12 protein-coding genes are annotated in these 14,442 nt (G+C 35.0%); 4 read left to right on the top strand and 8 right to left on the bottom strand.

Going from position 1 to position 14,442, the window contains the following annotated elements; translation table 11 throughout:
- Nucleotides 1–100 precede the first annotated feature (100 nt).
- From DDF69_RS15050 to DDF69_RS15065, 4 genes are all read right to left on the bottom strand, one after another.
- On the bottom strand, nucleotides 101–3,343 hold the full coding sequence (locus tag DDF69_RS15050; protein WP_114821482.1) for an ABC transporter permease/M1 family aminopeptidase: 3,243 nt from the start codon (nucleotides 3,341–3,343) through the stop codon (nucleotides 101–103).
- 2 nt (nucleotides 3,344–3,345) lie between these two features.
- Entirely contained in the window at nucleotides 3,346–4,218 is an 873-nt protein-coding gene (locus tag DDF69_RS15055; protein ID WP_114821483.1) for an ABC transporter ATP-binding protein, read from the bottom strand.
- Between the two features lie 226 nt (nucleotides 4,219–4,444).
- Nucleotides 4,445–4,648, bottom strand: coding sequence for a helix-turn-helix domain-containing protein (locus DDF69_RS15060; protein WP_002980904.1), 204 nt, complete (start codon nucleotides 4,646–4,648; stop codon nucleotides 4,445–4,447).
- A gap of 1 nt (nucleotide 4,649) precedes the next feature.
- The gene (locus DDF69_RS15065) at nucleotides 4,650–5,165 is read right to left on the bottom strand and encodes a DUF2975 domain-containing protein (RefSeq protein WP_114821484.1); all 516 of its coding nucleotides are present in this window, start codon (nucleotides 5,163–5,165) and stop codon (nucleotides 4,650–4,652) included.
- A gap of 342 nt (nucleotides 5,166–5,507) precedes the next feature.
- On the opposite strand from DDF69_RS15065, the gene DDF69_RS15070 reads away from it, so the two are divergent.
- Nucleotides 5,508–5,849, top strand: coding sequence for a TfoX/Sxy family protein (locus DDF69_RS15070; protein ID WP_114821485.1), 342 nt, complete (start codon nucleotides 5,508–5,510; stop codon nucleotides 5,847–5,849).
- Nucleotides 5,850–6,132: 283 nt separating this feature from the next.
- On the opposite strand, the gene DDF69_RS15075 is transcribed toward DDF69_RS15070, so the two are convergent.
- The 3 genes from DDF69_RS15075 to DDF69_RS15085 all read right to left on the bottom strand — a co-directional run bounded on the left by DDF69_RS15075 (nucleotide 6,133) and on the right by DDF69_RS15085 (nucleotide 10,319).
- The gene (locus tag DDF69_RS15075) at nucleotides 6,133–7,215 is read right to left on the bottom strand and encodes a DNA polymerase beta superfamily protein (protein WP_114821486.1); all 1,083 of its coding nucleotides are present in this window, start codon (nucleotides 7,213–7,215) and stop codon (nucleotides 6,133–6,135) included.
- Nucleotides 7,209–9,482 (bottom strand): AAA family ATPase, encoded by a 2,274-nt coding sequence (locus DDF69_RS15080; protein WP_114821487.1) that lies wholly within the window; start codon nucleotides 9,480–9,482, stop codon nucleotides 7,209–7,211. Before DDF69_RS15080 ends, DDF69_RS15075 begins: the two co-directional genes overlap by 7 nt.
- Before the next feature lie 84 nt (nucleotides 9,483–9,566).
- Nucleotides 9,567–10,319, bottom strand: coding sequence for a DNA polymerase beta superfamily protein (locus DDF69_RS15085; protein WP_114821488.1), 753 nt, complete (start codon nucleotides 10,317–10,319; stop codon nucleotides 9,567–9,569).
- Nucleotides 10,320–10,755: 436 nt separating this feature from the next.
- On the opposite strand from DDF69_RS15085, the gene cobT reads away from it, so the two are divergent.
- Genes cobT through cobC form a run of 3 tightly spaced genes read left to right on the top strand, consistent with a single transcriptional unit; the run spans nucleotide 10,756 to nucleotide 13,082 of the window.
- Nucleotides 10,756–11,760 carry a nicotinate-nucleotide--dimethylbenzimidazole phosphoribosyltransferase gene (cobT, locus tag DDF69_RS15090; protein WP_114821489.1) on the top strand — a complete coding sequence of 335 codons (1,005 nt, stop codon included), beginning with the start codon at nucleotides 10,756–10,758 and terminating at the stop codon, nucleotides 11,758–11,760.
- Nucleotides 11,761–12,543 (top strand): adenosylcobinamide-GDP ribazoletransferase, encoded by a 783-nt coding sequence (locus tag DDF69_RS15095; protein WP_114821490.1) that lies wholly within the window; start codon nucleotides 11,761–11,763, stop codon nucleotides 12,541–12,543.
- A complete protein-coding gene (cobC, locus tag DDF69_RS15100) occupies nucleotides 12,528–13,082 on the top strand; it encodes an alpha-ribazole phosphatase family protein (protein WP_114821491.1) in 555 nt (184 codons plus the stop codon). The genes DDF69_RS15095 and cobC overlap by 16 nt, the downstream gene beginning before the upstream one ends.
- Nucleotides 13,083–13,279: 197 nt before the next feature.
- Here the strand turns inward: cobC and DDF69_RS15105 are convergent, their stop codons facing one another.
- Nucleotides 13,280–14,275 carry an IS110 family transposase gene (locus tag DDF69_RS15105; RefSeq protein WP_114821245.1) on the bottom strand — a complete coding sequence of 332 codons (996 nt, stop codon included), beginning with the start codon at nucleotides 14,273–14,275 and terminating at the stop codon, nucleotides 13,280–13,282.
- Nucleotides 14,276–14,442: the final 167 nt, after the last annotated feature.

Consider the following 14,442-nt stretch of genomic DNA (forward strand, 5'->3'; position numbering starts at 1 on the left):
ATGATTTTTATTAACTACTCTTTATTTCAGATCTTCTTCGCCTCCTGTTTTTCGGGGTGTCTACTTTGTTACAATTCCTGAAAAAATATTTTCAAAAAAATTAAAAACTGTTGATAGGTTCTTTGGGTTTTGCCTTTTTAGAAACAGTTTTAGACCCTGAAGTAAAATTTATATTTTCTATGGTTTTAAATAACCTGTCGATTTGTTTTCTGGTGGAAATATCCGGAGCAATGTTGTAAAACTCATTGATCAGATCCAGAGAAGTAGGTTTCTTTGGATATTGATTGTTATTGAGGAAATTCTTCAATGCTATATTTACTTTGTCTTCACCTAATAGATTACTCAATTCTACCATTGCTGCAGCTCCTTTGGAATAGGAAATATGAGGAACATCCCCGGTTGCTTTATAAATGGGAACATTTTCAGACAGTCCTTTTTCATTATCGTAAATCTGTTGATGTACTTTGATTCTTTCCATCATTTTTTCTCGGCCATGCATTTTTTTGTAGAGCATCATTTCTGTGTACATCGCCAGGGTTTCAGTAAGCATCACAGAACCTTCTCTGTCATCAGGATTGATCTGACTGTTGCCCCACCAGAGATGGGAAAGCTCATGACCTGCCAGTTCATTGATGACATCCTGTTTTTTATCGGCTTGTATGTTAGCGTGAAAAATCATGTCTTCCGTCATAAAGACGGCAGAAGGATAGGCTGTTGCTGCAAAACCTTTGGTAAAAGAAGAAATCTCCGCAAAATTAATGCTTTTAAAAGGATACTGTCCAAAATTCTGCTGGCAGTAATCTAAAGTAAGCTTTGCATTTTCAAGTAGGTGATTCACATTCTCAAAGTGTTTCTGGTGATAAAAGAGATTGATGGAAATTCCTTTATAGTGTATGCTTTTTACCTCGTATTCTGCAGATGAAACGGCAAACCGGAAAGGAATCTGATCTGCTTTATACTCGAAATAATTACGTCCGGACTGCGACCATTTTTTGATAAGATCTCCTGTTCCAATGGCTGTCTGGCTTTTTTCCGTGGAAATAATCATATTCAAATTGATAAAATCCTTTTTTGAAACTTCAGGAGCTTCCGGTTTCTTCAGTTCTGTAAGTTTTCCAAGCCTGAATTGACTGCGTTCTTTTTCATCCTGAATTTCATTATCTTTTTGATAACCGATGGTAGGATAATACCTGCTGATTCTCAGAAAAGACCCGTTTTCAATAATGGCATTGAAAAACTTGTGACCGTTGACAGCAAACCATTGATAAGATAATTTAAAATCAAGCAAAGCTGTTTTACCTGGCAAAAGAGGTTGTTGTAATGAAACTTCTGTAACAGACTTATTGATTTTTGAGATTTCGGTATTACACTTTAACACAGCAGATTCAAGTTTTAAATCCTCATTAAAATTGATCAGAACCTTATGGATAGGCTGGTTGGTTTGATTTTTAAGAGTATATTTTCCTATAATCTGATAAGCATTGTTTGAAGGATACAGTTTGATTTCTGTCGCAATATCAGTGATATCCGGCTGTGGAAGCTTTTCATATTTTCTATAGTTTTTTTCATATTCTGCGGAACTTAATATAGCCTGATCTTCATTTTTTGGAATATAACCTTTCATAAATAATACTCCGGTAAAGATTCCTGAGATGAGCAGAATGATACTGAAGCCAGATGCAAATACAGGAACTTTTTTAATTTTTATAATGCTGTTGAGCATCCATAAAATACTGATAATCCCCGTTCCGAATAAAAGTCTTTGTAGAAAAGCTTTTTCATAGATTCCATAGCCGTTAAAATCGCTGTAAGTCCCTTTAAAATCAGAAAAAATCCTGAAGAGAGGATAGGAGATTAATTTCCCTGAAACCGGACCAGATAATATAAAGACAGCAAGGATGGAAACTCCAAGGGCTATGAATTTATGGGGAATTCTGTCATTAATTAAAAGAATCAATCCGGAAAACAGCATCAATGGGAAAGTATTGAAAAGAAAGACACCGAGATAAGCCTTCCAGTCTATATGAAAATACTGGTAAGCTATTTGAAAAATAATTCCTTGAATAATTAAAATTCCGGTAAAGAAAAACAGCAGAAAACTGATGGAAATAAAATGTCCGGTAAACCGGTTTTTTGATAAATAGGTGCTGTTTTCAATCAGAGAAAATCCTGATAAAGAACTTCTCCAGTAGACATCGTTTAAAAAATAAGCGGAAATAAGAAGTCCAAGCAAATGGAAGTTTTCTGAAATGGTGGTTGCCATAAGTCCTGAACTTGCATACTTCTGGGGAACACGGATTCCTTTTTCAATTTCGGCATACATTTCCATTCCCACAGAGAATAATAAAAGAATAGATACAGCTGGAACGGCAATGCTTTTAAACAGATAAGTAAGATCCGTTTGGGCAAATGAAAGTACAGATCGAAAAGAACTCCATCTATTAAACTTGGGGGTAACAGTGGAGTATTCTGCTTCATTTGTTTCCGAAAATATAAGAGTATTTTCTAATGTTTTTACTTTCTGTCCAGAGGTATTGGAGAAAGAAAATAATCTGAGTGAAAGCAGAAGAATTCCAGCAGATATAAAAAAGAATAAAATTCTGTTAAACAACAGGTATCCTGAAAAAGGAACCATCTGTATATTTTTCTGATGAGCAGTCAAATCACGAGCCTGCATAAAATAAGCGGATAATCCAAAAGGATCAATTAAAGCTGAAAACTGCTGTGTTTCCAGTGACTGCGGAAGACTTCCCGCCATAAAGGGTGAATTGGAAAAGAGTAGAATAATCATGTAGAAAACGTACAGAAGCAATCCACCTACTACAACCAGTAGTTTTCTCTTTACCGCAACCGCTATGAGAAACAGAAAACTGCAGACAAACAAACTGTTGATAAAACCGAAGATGAATAAAGGATATAGATAATGGACAATGTTAAAACCTGCCTGCATTTCACTTCCCGTCCGCATTATCTGGCCTATGATAAATCCTGTCATTAAGAAAGAAAAGCTTAAAAAAGTCTGTAAAAAATAGATGAAAAATTTCCCTTTCAGATAAGTGAATTTTGAAAAAGGAAATGAAAAAAGGATGCTGTCAAATTTTGAATCTTGATCTTTAAAAAGCAGCTGCAAGGCATAAACCGTAGCGAAAAAAATCACAGAGAGGCTCAACATTCCGGTCATAAAACCAATGGTATAGGGCGAGTTTAAATAAATTCCTTCACCTACAGAAAGATTGAACTGGTTTCCACAAAAGATGCCCATTCCTATTAAAAGTAAGGCCACAAGATAGGTGAGCCAGTGCTTGGAAGAGCGTCCGGCTTCAAATAAAAATATCGCGTTCATGATTAAGGTTTTTGGGTGAGTGTATGGAAGTAAACGTGCTCTAGCAAAGGGGTTACCGGGCTGAAGTCTTTCGGAGATTTTTCAGAAAATACAGTGATATGAAGTTCTCTTTCCAAAAGCTGTCTGCTGATGATTTCATAGCTGGAATGATACCTTTCCAGTTCGCTTTTGTGAATGGGTTTTGACCAGATTCTGTTGTCCAGCTCTGCAATCAGTTTTCCCGGATTTCCTTTTCGGAGGATTTGCCCATGGTTCATCACAGCCATTTCTGAACAGAGATTTCTGACATCTTCAACGAGATGTGTGGACAGAATGACAATCACATCCTGGCTGATATCGTTGAGCAGCGTATTGAAACGGTTACGTTCCTCAGGATCTAATCCTGCAGTAGGTTCATCTACAATGATGATCTTCGGATCTCCCAATAAGGCCTGGGCAACGCCAAAACGCTGCTTCATCCCGCCTGAAAAAGTATGGACTTCTTTTTTAGCAAAATCAGAAAGGTTGACTTTTTCCAGCAAACCCGGAATTTGTTTTTTACGTTCGCTTTTGTTGGTAATCCCTTTCAATACGGCAATATGTTCCAATAGATCATATGCAGAAACTTTCGGATATACTCCGAAATCCTGTGGGAGAAATCCGAGATTCTGTTTGATATAATCGGGATTTTTAACAATGTCCACTTCATTGAAAAGTAATGTTCCGGAGGTAGGTTTTTGAAGCCCTACAATGGTTTTCATCAAAGAAGATTTTCCGGCTCCGTTCGGACCAAGAAGTCCAAATATTCCGTTGTTAATGTCCAGTGAAATGTTTTTAATAGCCTGGAAACCATTTTTATAGGTAAGGCTAAGATTGTTGATGGTTAATGTGTTCATAACGTTGTGTTTGGGCAATAGAAGGACAGGCGGCCTTTCGGCAGCTGGTTTAGAAGTTAGTAATGGCTGGAAGCTGGGGGCTATAAGCTAGAGGTTAGAAGTTAGAAGTTAGAAGTTAGAAGTTAGAAGTTAGAAGTGGAAGTTTCACATACCATGCTCAAACACTCTCACCCTCAAACTCTCCAACTCTAAAACACTCCAACGCTCTCACTCTCAAACCCAACAACTACTCTTTAAATTCAAGAATATCTCCCGGCTGGCATTCCAGGATTTTACAGATGGCTTCAAGGGTATCGAAGCGGACACCTTTGGCTTTGCCGGTTTTAAGGATAGAGAGGTTCACGGGCGTGATACCCAGTTTTTCTGCCAATTCTTTACTCTGCATTTTTCGTTTGGCAAGCATCACATCTAAGTTGACTATAATTGGCATTTTAAATAAATAAGTCTTGTTCGTTTTGCAAATGTAGTCCTTGCTTAAAGATATTCGCAAGAAACAGACAGAAAATTCCAAGCATAAAGTGAATAAACACCAGTCCCCATATCATACTTTCTACTTCCACAAAGAAACTCGCGACAATAACCAGTGGAAGCGGAATGAAAATATTATACAGGTAAAATCTCTTAAGCTGAATGATATTTTCCTGAGTAAACAGTTTCTGTTGGAAAAACACTTTGAAAACCCTGGCAGATAACCAGAAAAAGATTCCATAAGTGATAAGTACCAACATAAAGGAAAAGATCATATAAGGGTAATTGTTTTCAATATTCAGAAACGGCTGTTCTGTAAACGGATAATTGACATGAAGGAACTTTCCTTCTTTATAAGGTGTAACCGAAAATCCTGTGATCAGACAGAATAAGGAATACCCAAAAGTGATTAAATATCCGGCATAAAGTAACGCACAGATATAAAATAAAATTCTTGCAATAATTTTGGTCTGGTTCATGGTACGAACTTTAATTGATATTGCAAATGTATAATTAATTATCGTAAAACAATAATTTATTTAAATAAAATTTTATTTTCTAAAATAAGAATCCATCAATAAATTGAAAGAAATAGTGTGCTCATCATGGTTTTTTAATTAATTTTAATAACAAAAAAGTTAACCGACTTATCCCTTTAATTAATACTCGAGCTTAATAATTAACAAAGGTTTTCTTATTGATGCCCTTCGATAGGCTCAGGGGAACTACTTGAATACCAACCGGAAATTTTAAGCGTTGTCAGGCTGAATCTGTCGAAGCTATTATTACTAAAAGGGATAGATCAAAAAAAAATTGAAATCATGGCTTACAGTACAGAACTTGCCGACCGGGTACGTGAACGGCTTTCCATAGAAAATAATATAGAGATCGAGGAAAAGAAAATGTTCAGCGGACTGTCTTTTCTGGTGAACGGAAAGATGTGCATCAATATCAGCCATGATAATCTGATGTGTCGCTACAATCCCGAACTGGAAGATGAGGTTTCCGAAAAGAAAGGCTTTCTCCCAATGATCATGAAAGGGAAACAGTTAAATGGCTATTGCTATGTAGAGCCCATTGGTTTTCAAAAAACAGATGATTTTGAGTATTGGATTAAAATATGTCTTGATTATAATCCGTTGGCGAAGGCGGCGAAGAAGTGAGTTTGGGGGTTTGAGAGTAGGAGGGTTTTAGCGTTGGAGGGTTTGAGAGTGGGTGAGTGTGGTGGAGAGTTGTGGGGTACGAGGTGTGAGTTTCGGGGTTTTGAGTTTCGGGTTTGAGCGTGTGGATGAGAGTTGCGGGGTACGAGGTGCGAGTTTCGGGTTTGAATGCGAGTTTCGGGATTCGGGTTTTGGAGAGTGTTTTAGCATTGGTGAGTGAGAGAGTGGGAGCGCTGGAGTTCAACAGTCCCGCCATTCATAACTCATCATTTATAATTCATCATTATTATCGTACAGTTTTTTTTCTTATTTCAACCAATATTTTTGTTGTTTTTTCCAGATCCGGAGCGTCGGGTAGAGTGGAAGTGGAATAATGATTTTCTATAGATTGTATGAGGTTTTCTGCCTTTTCCATCACACTTTCATAAGACTGGTTTCCTGCTTTGATATCTAAGAGTTCATCACGATTTTCAACACGGATTGTCAGTGAACTGGTTTTAAAAATCTGTTCGCAGGACTGCAGCAGCCGGATGGTGTGCATCATGTTTTTGCTGTCGTAATTCTGCCCGTGAGTCTGATTGACATTATAACGGTCTTCATTGCGTTCAGCAACCCATTTCCAATATTCCCTGTAATCTTTGCAATAAACAGAATAGGCATCCAGATTGCAAAACAGGTATGCAACCGGTTTTTCATCTTTAGGAACAGAGGATACAGAAACCTGATTAGCTTCTTCATTCTGAATAATTCCTTTATATCCCAATGTTCTTGATTTATCATAAAATAAAGCATACATTCCCTTGGTGTGATCAATACTTATCAATCCGCAATTTTCCTGTGGGAGACCAACACGTCCTGCGGACACGGGGAATTCATCCAGCCACTTTTTCAACGGTACAGAACCTTGTCCTTCCAAAATAAAACAGAAATCCAGGATTGATTTTCTTTCTTTATCAATCGGATTTACAATCTTTTTATTGAGACCTTTTGCCTTTTTGATCTGTGAAACAGCATAGCCTGCAAAAGTATCTTTGCACAGCTTTGACAGGAAATCTTCCGTTTTCAGGATATCCATCAATGGATGTTTATATTGGATACAATCTTCCGGACTTGCCAGAATTTCCAGAATATTAGGATTGTTTTTCTGAAGCAGTTCTACAAATCTCCCGATTTCATAATATGTGATATCATTCGTTTCATTGGAAATCTGCGGAATATAATTCAGTCCAAAGAAATCTTCCTTCGGTAGATAATACACCCCGCGGATATCCGTATCAGAATTTTCCGTTGCCAGCCCAAAAGCACGGCTTCCGGAAATGGCTTCGAAGAGGAGGAGGTTGCGGGTTTTTATTGATTCTATATTTAACATATTTCCATCATTTTGTTATAATGCGTTTTTCCGCCAATATTTTCAAATAGAATTTCAAAACTCTTTAATGCTATATCTTTCGGTTCTTCGGATATTCTTGTAAAATAAATTTCGTCATTTGTTGAAACTCTATGACTTTCATCTTGCATTTGTGAAATTAATGCAGTTATAATTAAATTTTCTGCGCTATCTTCGGGGATGTCATTTTTAAGATCCCATAAATTAACGTCATCTATTAAGCCCATGAAGTTAGCATAGCTTTCAACTACTCTACGCATATTATTCATTAGGGCCATGGAGATTTTTTCAGAAGCATCTTTTTTTATTTCCTGCCAAAGTAAATGATAATCATTAAACGCAATGCTTTTATAGTTTTCTATTCTTTCAATAACAGATTCATTATTGATTTTTTTTATATTGAAATATGATGTTGAACTACATATTCTTGAACCAAATGCTAAAGCTACTTCTTTGTAAAAGAAAATATTATGTGTTAATATAAAAACTTGTTCTATATTTTCATTTTTTAATTGCTCAATAAGCTTATTTCCTTGTTGATCTTTTCCTGTGCCTTTTTTTGCAATCAATCTTCTTATCAATGTTGAAACAAAGAATAGTACCTGACTATCCATACTTGATACTGGATCGTCAATGATAATTATTTTCTTTTTTGTAGAATTTTCTGAATCATTACTTCCTAAACAAAGTTGATAGAAATATAAAAAAGCTATAAAATTCTTTTCGCCCTCACTTAATGTTTTAAAAATATGAGTTTCAAAAGTTTCTTCTTCTCTTAAAATAAAATATTTTGTAATATTATTTTCGGATTCTTTTTTCTCAATTCGAAATCCTCTGAAATTATTTTTTAATAATAAATCATTAATATTATCTATTGCTTTTTGAGTGTTAACTGTTTGTGTCTGCCATTCTCTCACTTTCTCCATAGATAATTTTATATTATTTTTTAGTGACATTAATTCCTTTTTAGAGGTATCAATTTGTAACTCATATGTTTTATCTTTTGTATGGTAATCAACTATATTATTTTTTACTTGGTCAGCTATATAGTTCCAAACATCATCTTTTAATTCAGATTTATTTTGCTTTATATTGTCTACTTCTAAATTGTGTTTATGGATAATAGAATTAATTTCATCAACTAATTCTTTCAAATTACTGATAGATTTTATTTGTTTCCTTTCATTAGGTTTATCCAATTTTTTTTGAAATTCAGTCTGATTACTAAATGAAACTTTTTGTATTATATTTTGTAATTTCAAAACCTTTGAAGAGATAATTTTCTGACTGGAAATAGATTGTAATTCCAAATCAAAAACTGAAAAAGCACTATTATAATCTGAAAATGCCTGCTTTAATCTAGTTAATTTTTCCTCTCTGGTTGTATCAAAGTATTTTTCAAATTGATTCAATAAATCTCGTGTTATTGTTGGTTGTTGACAGAATGGACATTGTTGATTATCAACTTCTTTATTCAAAAACGAAATTCCTTGTTCAATCCAAGAACTATTATTTAGTTTTTCGATTAAAGGTGCAATTGTAACATCATTACTACCAACAATTATTTCATTAAATAATTCATTTATATTACTTTCTAACTCGATAATTTTTTGAAATGTATCTAAAGAAAGAGTATTATTAATTTTTATTAATTCCTCTACATGGAATTTATTATATTTTTCTGTTAAGTGGGTAAGACCTTTTACTTTGAAAGTACTTTTGTTTTTATCGACAAGTGTTTGAAAAAAAGTCTCTCTTCTTGATCCCAAATCAATCTTATTAAAGTCTTTTTTAAATCTTCTATTATACTCAAAACAAGTTTCCCAAATAGCCTCTCTAAGTTGATCTTTTTGTTTTTCGAGGTTTTCAATGCTTACTTTCTGAGTATCGTATGCAATCTTTGCTGTAGAGATTATTTCGTTTTCGTTTTTAATTTTTTCTTCAATTTCTTCATTCTTTTCATCTAAAGAAAAAATACCATCTAAATCTTCTTTTGTATAAAAGTTCCTTTGTATAAATTCCTGATCAAAAACTAAAATATTTTCATTAGTCCTGTCAAAATTTTCGAATGAACATTGAGAGAAAGGGCCAATTAATAGATCACTTTTGGAAAATTCATAAAAAAGTCTTGCGATAGTTGATTTTCCACAACCATTATTCCCAAAAAAGAAATTTACTTTTTTTAGATCATTAACTTCAACTAAATTTTTATAGGTTGCTATACTGTTAAGTTTAATTTTTGTTATCATGAATTTTAGTTTTGAAAATAAAAAATAGCTTTAGGTAAATATACTTTGAATTAAATCAAGATAAATTACGGGTTTCCTTAATCCTTAACATTTCTCCAGTATCTCCCTAAAAACCCTCTCCATCTCACCTTTATCCGCCTTTCCTCCAGATAAAACTTTCGATTTCTCTTCATTTTCAGCGACTGTTCTCTCCAGAAAATCAAACAGTTTCCAATCGTTTGGATGGTAGTAAGATTCTCCTTTGGTGGCTTTCAAGGCAACGAGGTTTTCTATTTTTCGTCTGGTTGCATCATCTGTTAAAACAAGCAGATCACTGAACAATATGGGTGGAACGGTTCCTTTCTCTATGATCCACTTTCCGGTGAGGGTGGTTCGTAGGCAATAAAAGTAACTTTTTAATTTTACTTCATCACTTCTGCACGCTTCCAGATATTTCTTGCTCATGCTCAGATAATGATAAGAAACGGCTACCGGAGAAAAACAGGCATCAGCCAAAGGTTTAAAGAGTTCTACAAACCTTTCATCCGCTTTATACACGATAGGAGAATAGAACCAGCTCAGTAAAGCCGCATTCGATTTCAGTAGAAGATGAAAGGTCTTTCGCAGATCCCAGCCGGAACCGTCCAGATCATCTTCTGTCATAAACTCTATCGTTTCATCCTTATCCCAGGGAGAAAGATACCAGTCTTTGTCGTGACGATATATAAAACGTATATCATAATCACTGTCAGGAGACGCAAAACCCCATGCTCTGCTCCCTGATTCTACGGCAAGAAGGACTTTTACGCCTTTTGCAGCCTCAACTTCTTTTATTTTTTCAAGTATTTTTGGTGTCATTGTTTTGTATTTATAGTGCAAAGTAAAAGATGAAGTGCGTAATGTACTTACGTAGCTGTTTTAAGTTTCGAGGTGCGGGTTTCGTGGGGATGGGTTTTAAGGTTTGAGTGTGGGAGAGTTTGAGAGTTTCGGGGTTCGGGTTGGTGAGTAAGTGAATATTGCGGGCTAAAATTTTTTGACTTTTGAAAATTGGACGTTAAAAAAATAAATTGTGTGAACGTTAAGAAAATTCTCCTGTCTGAGTGCGACAAATATATTGATACAAAAAAGTAATAATGAATTCGCACGAGTTTAGAATTTTTAGAGAACACATTTTATTTTTAGCTCAATTTTCAAGATCTTGACCTTTTGTTTCTTTTGTGTCAAGGCAAAAGAAAAAGACTCATTGAATTTTACTAATATTGCATTTTTCCATTTAACATAACTATAAACATCCATGTTATCATCAGAACTACAGCATAAAATTGATTTTAAAACAAAACCATTAGGGGCATTAGGACATCTTGAACATATTGCCCACAAAATCGGAATGGTTCAGAAAACTACTTCCCCACAGTTATTGAATCCACATATGGTGGTTTTTGCAGCCGATCATGGGATTGCTGCTGCAGGAGTAAGTGCCTATCCACAGGAAGTAACTTATCAGATGGTGATGAATTTCCTTGGCGGAGGCGCAGCCATCAATGTCTTTTGCAGGCAGAATGATATTAAAATCAAAATTGTGGATGCCGGAGTCAACTTTGATTTTCCGGAAGGATTGGATCTGGTGGATAAAAAAGTCAGAAAATCCAGCCGTAATATTCTGGAAGAACCTGCCATGACACCTGAAGAGTATCAGCAGGCGCTTAAAAATGGAAAAGCTGTGGTGAATGATATTGCGAAAAAAGGCTGCAATATTATTGGCTTCGGTGAAATGGGAATCGGGAATACTTCTGCTTCTTCTCTGATGATGAGTAAACTCTTCGACATTCCTATTACCAACTGTGTTGGACGCGGAACAGGATTGAATGATCATCAGCTAGACAATAAGATCAGTATTTTAAAAGACGCTATTGAAAAATATCAGGTTGAAATGACCGAGGATGAAATTGCCCAAACATTTGGTGGATTAGAAATAGCTCAAATGATCGGGGCCATAGAAGAAGCTTATCATCACAACATGCTGATCATGGTAGACGGATTTATCGCAACAGTTGCTGTAGCTACAGTCTGGAAAAAGAATCCTGAAGTATTGAACAACTGTATCTTCTGCCATGTAAGCAATGAAAATGCCCATCCTCAGTTGTTGGGACTGATGAGAGAGCAGGCTATTCTCAATCTGAATCTACGTCTGGGAGAGGGAACAGGCTGTGCATTGGCGTATCCGATTATTCAGAGTGCGGTTAATTTCCTGAATGAAATGTCAAGTTTTGAAGATGCAGATGTATCAAATAAAAACTAAATGAAAGCTATAAAAAATGAACTGATTTACTTTGCAACGGCACTCATGTTTTTCACAAGAATTCCGGTTCCGTTTACCATCCCGTACTCCAGTGAGATTATGAATAAATCCCAGAAATATTTTGCCTGGGTAGGCTTGATCGTAGGGTTCATCAACGCTTTGGTTCTTTATCTTTCTTCATTACTTTTTAATCTTGAAATCGGGATTGTTTTAATGATGATTTCCAATGTTTTGCTGACCGGAGCTTTTCATGAAGACGGTTTTACAGATATGTGCGACAGCTTCGGAGGCGGATATGGAAAAGAAAAAATCCTGACGATTATGAAGGACAGCCGGGTAGGAGCATATGGAACAATAGGGATCATTTTGCTTTTCGCTTTAAAATTTTATAGCATTCAGGCCCTGGGAATGAGTAATCCGGTGGGTGTTTTACTCATTGTTGTTTTAGGTCATACGGTAAGCCGTTTTATTGCGGGAACGATGATCTATACTCATCAGTATGTCACTGATATTGATGTCAGTAAATCAAAACCTTTAGCCAATAAACCGTTGGATAAGATGGCGTTGCTGGTAGGATTTATCAGTGTTTTAATTGCATTTGCCCTGGTTCAGGACTGGCATTTGATTTTTGCTTTTGCTCTTGCATATGTGGGAAAAATCTATATGGGTTGGTATTTTAAAAAACATATCGGAGGTTACACGGGAGATTGTCTGGGTTCTGTACAGCAGGTTTGTGAAGTTTTATTTTATTTAGGAACAATCATCGTATGGAAATTCATCTGATCCGTCATACTGCTGTAGACAATCCGGAAAATCGGTGTTATGGTTTTGCTGAAATGCCTTTACGTAAAGATTTCACTGAAGATTTTAAAATATTGGGAATAGATAAGGATTATGATGTAATTATTTCAAGTCCTTCTCAACGCTGCCGTCTCTTAGCTGATTTTTTTAAGCTTGATTATCAAACAGATGAAAGACTTCGCGAAATGAATTTCGGGAACTGGGAAATGAAAAAATGGACGGATATTCCTGAAGAAGAAATCAATCCATGGTATCAGGATTTTGTGAGTGTAAAAGCTTCAGGGGGTGAAAGTCTTCTGGAAATGCAAAATCGCGTTCTCAGCTTCTGGCAAGAATTCATTCAGAGAAAAGATCTGGAAAAAGCACTTATAGTTACGCATGCCGGAGTTATTCGTCTGATCCTTCAGACGGTGCTTCAGTTTCCATTAGAGAATATGTTCAGTATTCAGATTGATTATGGAAGGAAAGTGATCATTCATGTGAATGAAGGAGTTTTTTCATTGAAAAAGGTGAATGTATAATTACCATAAAGGCTTGTATTCAATAGGAACGGACTTTAGTCCGTTTGTTAAAGATTACACTTTTCAATCGGCTTTAGCCAAAATATAAGTTGTTTGTAATAGTATACATTAGGTAATTCTGAATTTTGGAGGCTGGATTCCTACAGAATGACAAACTGTATGGATAAACTATCATTGCAATTGTGTCATTCCGATTTCTATGACAAAAACAAAGAATTATTATAGTTTTTTTCATAAAGTTTCCCTGTTCTGATCATTGCAAAAATTCTATGAATAATTTTGTTTCTCACAGCGTTTAAAACTGCCATTTTGTTTTTACCATCACTTATTTTTCTGTGATAATATATTTTTAAATCATTTTCTAGTCTCACAGCTCTCATTGCAGCCATATGGAGTACTGTTTTCAATGATTTATCCGCATAATAAGAAAGTTTAGGTTTAAATTTTATTGATGTTCCGGATTGATAGCCAAAGGGGACCACACCTGCATAACAAGCTAATTTTCTGGGGCTATTAATCTTTGTAAACCCTTCTGTTTTGGCAATAATCATCCAGCTTAATACTTTTCCTACTCCTGGAATACTTTGTATACATCGCTTCTTGGAGTATAAATCTGAGTCATTATCAATGAGTTGTTCTATTTCATTTTCTAAAAAATCTATATGCTTTTCTAAAACTTCAATCTCCTTTTTATTCATTCTTAAAAATTTAGAATCATATCCTATACTTTCAAGTTGTGAATACAGATGTCTTTGTTTTAATAAAGAAGCTCTTAGCTTTATCTTAGAATTTCGCTCAGAAAACAGCACTTTAATTTTCTTTATGTTATCAGAGCATGGTTTCCATTCTATGAGCTCTTTTTCATGTTTCTCTGTGAACTCACAGATCCTTTTAGCATCAATTTTATCATTTTTACCCCTTATTAAGCCTATGCTTTTCTTTAAGTGTAAGGGGTTAAGTACAAAAACTTTAAAATTAAAATACTCCAGAACCTGATATAATTCCCAATTATATCTTCCTGTATTTTCCATGGAAACTATAGTCTCAGATTTTGGTTTTTGAAAAATTTTGAAGAATACTTTGATTGCCTTAGCTTCATTGGCAATAACATAAAAAGAATAAGAACCACACTTTTTAATACAGATATCCAGTGTCTTGGCACTAATATCAATACCTATTACAATTTTTTCCATACTTTTGGTTTAATTTATAAATGGAAGAGCAATTCATCTGATTCTTAACACCTTATAATGGGCTTTAAATCCCGAATTTCTATTTAAGTCTTTTGATGAAAAAGCATTTAGTTCTTTATCGGAATGTGAATCATATTCTAAGGAATCTATAGTGTAACTAAATGCTT

The organism is Chryseobacterium sp. KLBC 52, from assembly GCF_003347605.1.
In the GTDB taxonomy this organism is placed as follows: Bacteria; Bacteroidota; Bacteroidia; order Flavobacteriales; family Weeksellaceae; genus Chryseobacterium.